Annotated in this window: 1 pseudogene; it reads left to right on the top strand. The window is 66.2% G+C overall.

Annotated features, from left to right (window positions below):
• Positions 1 to 311, top strand: a pseudogene (locus EN807_RS34115) (amino acid permease); the annotation flags it as partial.

Here is a 311-nt window from a genome sequence, read left to right as displayed (position 1 = left end):
ACGGGGTCTCGCTGCTCCGGGTGCTCGGCCCCGCACATGTCTGGGCGCTCGGCGTCGGCATCGTGCTGGTCGGCGAATTCACCGGCTGGAACTTCTCCGCCGACAAGGGCGGCGCGCTCGCCGCGCTGATCGTCTGCTGGATCGTCGGACTGCTCTATACCTCTGTCGCCATGATCGATTCGGAGGTGACGTCCACCGTCGCCGCCGCAGGCGGCCAGTATGCGCAGGCCAAGCACATCGTCGGGCCGCTGATGGCCTTCAACGTCGCGCTGTTCCTGGTGTTTGCCTACACCATGCTCGAAGTGTCCGAC

Origin of the sequence: Mesorhizobium sp. M5C.F.Ca.ET.164.01.1.1 (genome assembly GCF_004792125.1) — a bacterium.
Lineage (GTDB): Bacteria > Pseudomonadota > Alphaproteobacteria > Rhizobiales > Rhizobiaceae > Mesorhizobium > Mesorhizobium wenxiniae.
This window is presented reverse-complemented; position numbering and strand designations above follow the sequence as displayed.